The 3,688-nt window shown below is 45.6% G+C and carries 3 protein-coding genes; 2 read left to right on the top strand and 1 reads right to left on the bottom strand.

What is annotated here, in order from left to right; all coding sequences use genetic code 11:
- Positions 1-312 precede the first annotated feature (312 nt).
- Positions 313-1,911 carry a DNA repair protein RadA gene (gene radA, locus F6K57_RS39560; protein ID WP_293074241.1) on the bottom strand — a complete coding sequence of 533 codons (1,599 nt, stop codon included), beginning with the start codon at positions 1,909-1,911 and terminating at the stop codon, positions 313-315.
- A 204-nt stretch (positions 1,912-2,115) separates the two neighbouring features.
- Here radA and rpaB point away from each other — a divergent pair, with 204 nt between their 5' ends.
- Both rpaB and F6K57_RS39550 read left to right on the top strand, forming a co-directional pair.
- Entirely contained in the window at positions 2,116-2,844 is a 729-nt protein-coding gene (gene rpaB / locus F6K57_RS39555) for a response regulator transcription factor RpaB (protein WP_070395767.1), read from the top strand.
- 60 nt (positions 2,845-2,904) lie between these two features.
- Complete coding sequence (locus tag F6K57_RS39550) at positions 2,905-3,549, top strand: cofactor assembly of complex C subunit B (protein WP_293074243.1); 645 nt, start codon at positions 2,905-2,907, stop codon at positions 3,547-3,549.
- Positions 3,550-3,688: the final 139 nt, after the last annotated feature.

Genomic DNA, 3,688 nt, shown 5'->3' with positions numbered 1-3,688 from the left:
GTGTCCTTTCACATCTGATAGTTCCGTCATCAGCATATTTTCTTAATGTATTTTTGGAGAGTCCCGTAAGTTCGACCGCCTTACGGAGTGGTATTAATGCCATCCTCTTAATGTACCATATTTTTGTAGCTAGTGGTAGATTAATAGACATTTTTGTTAACTGTCACATGCCCTTTCCTAAAAATCTCCCCATCTTCCCACACCTCCCACACTTCCCACACTTCCCATCTCCCCATCTCCCCATCTCCCTATCTCCCCATCTCCCCACCCTCCTGGTTATGATCGGTATTCAACGGAACTTGATCTTAGATATTAGATCTGATCCTCGATATCTTCAGGGAAGTCCTGGCGTAATCCCCCAGGCAAGGCAGCAATAATGGCATCTAGTACTCTGGATACTTGAATAATTTCAATACCAAGATCAGATAAGGTTTGACCTTTGGGTATGATGGCTCGCTTGAACCCTAACTTGGCAGCTTCTTTGAGTCGGAGTTCCATCTGAGAGACTAGTCGCACTTGCCCCCCTAAGCTGATTTCACCAATCATAACCGTGCGAGGATCGACAACGCGATCGCGAAAACTGGCTACTACGGCAATAGCCATTCCTAAATCAGCTGCTGGTTCTTCTACTCCTAGCCCTCCTGCTGTTGCTACATAAGCATCTAATTTGGATAGGGGAATCCCGACTCGCTTTTCCAACACTGCCAGAATTTGTTGTAAGCGGTTGTAATCAACTCCAGTGGTTGAGCGACGGGGTGCCCCATAACTAGCAGGACTTACTAGGGCTTGCAATTCTACGAGAATCGGACGAGTACCTTCACAAGCCACTACAGTAGCAGTACCAGGACTCATTTCATCTCGGTTACCCAAAAACAGATCAGAAGGATTCAAGACTTCCTGCAAACCGTTGCTGACCATTTCAAAAATACCGATTTCATGAGTAGCCCCAAAGCGGTTTTTCACAGAACGCAGTAGTCGATGGGAAGCAAAGCGATCGCCTTCAAAGTACAATACAGTATCGACTAAGTGTTCCAGTACCCTTGGTCCTGCGATCGCGCCTTCTTTGGTCACATGACCCACAATTAATAGAGTAATGTTTGACCGCTTTGCTACCTGCATCAGGGCAGAGGTACATTCCCGCACTTGAGCAACAGAACCAGGAGCAGAGGTCAAGGCCGGAAAATAAAGAGTTTGAATACTATCAATCACTGCTACCTGAGGTTTGAGGGACTCTAACTCTCGCAGAATTTCCTCTAAATCGGTTTCTGGTAGGACATAAAGATCAGCGTCTTGAGACTCAGAGTCTTGAGACTCAGAGTCTTGAGCGGCTATGGGGGTTTTAGAAGACTTAGACTTAGAAGACTTAGACTTAGAAGACTTAGACTTAGAAGACTTAGGCTCCTTGTTCACCCTACCGTTATTAGAGTCGGGATCAGAGGTTTCTGCTGATACCACACCCAGGCGAGATGCTCGCAGTTTTACCTGCTGTCCTGATTCTTCTGCACAAACGTATAGAATGCGATGCAACTTGGCAAGTTGATTGGCAACTTGCAGCATTAAGGTTGATTTGCCAATTCCTGGATCGCCACCAATTAATACTAAAGACCCAGGCACAACACCACCTCCGAGGACTCGGTCGAGTTCTCCATAGCCTGAGGGGAAGCGGATCTGGACAGTATCAACAATTTCTGAGAAGGTAAGGGATGATCTCGGTTGAGCCGGTCCAGCGTTAGGGTCGTGGTTATCGGAATAAGTATTTGATTGCCAACCCCCGCGACTGATTTTGATCGGGGATGGGGCAGCTACCTCATCCAAGGAATTGTAAGTACCACAGGCAGGACATTTGCCGAACCATTGGGAGGACTCAGCACCACAGGCATTACACACATAGAGCGTTTTAGGCTTCGGCATCCTACTTTAAAAGTCTTAAAAACTCTTAAAAAAACTCAATAATTAAATTAACATTAATGAAAGTCAAGAAAGACTTCACCACCAAGGAAAATATTATTTTCAACGATAAAACCAACTTTGTAAAGCGTTAGATTAAAGAGATAAACTACTAATAAATTAATAAATCATTAATTTTACTTAACCATTTCAGGAGTATAACGTCAATTGGAAACTCATAAAGAAAAAATTCTTGTTGTCGATGACGAAGCCAGTATCCGTCGCATATTAGAAACTCGGTTGTCCATGATTGGCTACGAGGTAGTCACAGCCGCCGATGGAGAAGAAGCCCTAAACACATTTCGTGATCAAGAGCCTGACCTAGTGGTGTTAGATGTGATGATGCCAAAGCTAGACGGTTATGGTGTCTGTCAAGAATTACGCAAGGAATCAGACATTCCCATTATTATGCTAACTGCTTTAGGGGATGTTGCTGACCGGATTACCGGTCTAGAGTTAGGAGCAGATGACTATGTGGTCAAGCCCTTTTCTCCAAAAGAATTAGAAGCCCGTATTCGTTCAGTACTGCGGCGGTTTGATAAAGTGGGAGCTGCCGGTATTCCTAGTTCTGGCGTGATTCATGTCGGGAGTATCAAAATTGACACCAACAAGCGGCAGGTCTACAAAGGGGATGAGCGGATTCGGCTGACTGGAATGGAGTTCAGTCTTCTGGAATTATTAGTTAGACGTTCCGGAGAACCATTCTCCCGTTCTGAAATTTTGCAGGAAGTGTGGGGCTATACCCCCGAACGCCATGTAGATACCCGTGTAGTAGATGTCCACATCTCCCGGCTACGAGCCAAGTTAGAGGATGACCCGAGTAATCCTGAGCTAATTCTCACCGCACGAGGTACAGGTTATTTGTTCCAACGGATCATTGAACCAGATGAAAAATAGTACACCTTGATGTTTCCTTTGAGCTGCGTAAGTCCTGAACTAACAACCAACAGGTGAATGATGGCTAAACCCGACCAAAATGATGTACTGCGGCTGCTGCCATTTGCGGTTGGAGGATTGGCAGGCAGCCTGTTGCTGATTAACCGTTTATTAACCTCCCAGCTCACCAATTCTCAAGCTCGTTCTGATGCTGTCGGGGTAATTGTTTGTGCTGTGTTGATTTTGACAGGTTTACTGTGGCAGCAGGTACAGCCCAAACCTCCTGATGCCGTTAAACTGATTGGCGAAGAGGGTTTCGACCTCGCGACCGAGCTGCCAGATCAGGTAAAAACTGAATTAGCCTGGGCATCCCATCTATTACTGACTAATACAGTAACGCGATCGCTTGTAGTGGTATACCAAGGCAAAGTCTTGCTGCGGCGAGGGATATTGGGCAAAAATCCCCAAGTCGAGCCTGGAGCAATTCTCAAGCGGGTCCTGGAAACTCAAAAAGCCGTCTATCTCGTTAACCTGAAGCTCTATCCAGGGCGACTTGAATTTGACTACTTGCCCAATAACACACAAGGTGTCATATGTCAACCGATTGGCAACCAAGGAGCGCTAATTTTGGCAGCCAATGCTCCCCGAAGTTACACTAAACAAGATGAAAATTGGATTGAGGGGATTGCTGATAAACTCGCCAATACTCTCTCTGGTCATTTCTAAGATGTGGGTACCGCTTCGAATTTAAATAATGTGGTTAATCATTTTGTACTGGTTCCTGATTCTGCTGATGCTAGTAGGCATTATTGGTTCGGTTGTTCCTGGCATTCCCGGTGCCATGTTGATTTTAGCTGCCACCATA

This window comes from Moorena sp. SIO4A5 (genome assembly GCF_010672005.1).
In the GTDB taxonomy this organism is placed as follows: Bacteria; Cyanobacteriota; Cyanobacteriia; order Cyanobacteriales; family Coleofasciculaceae; genus Moorena.
The sequence above is the reverse complement of the archived record's forward strand: the minus strand, read 5'-3'. Positions and strand labels throughout refer to the sequence as shown.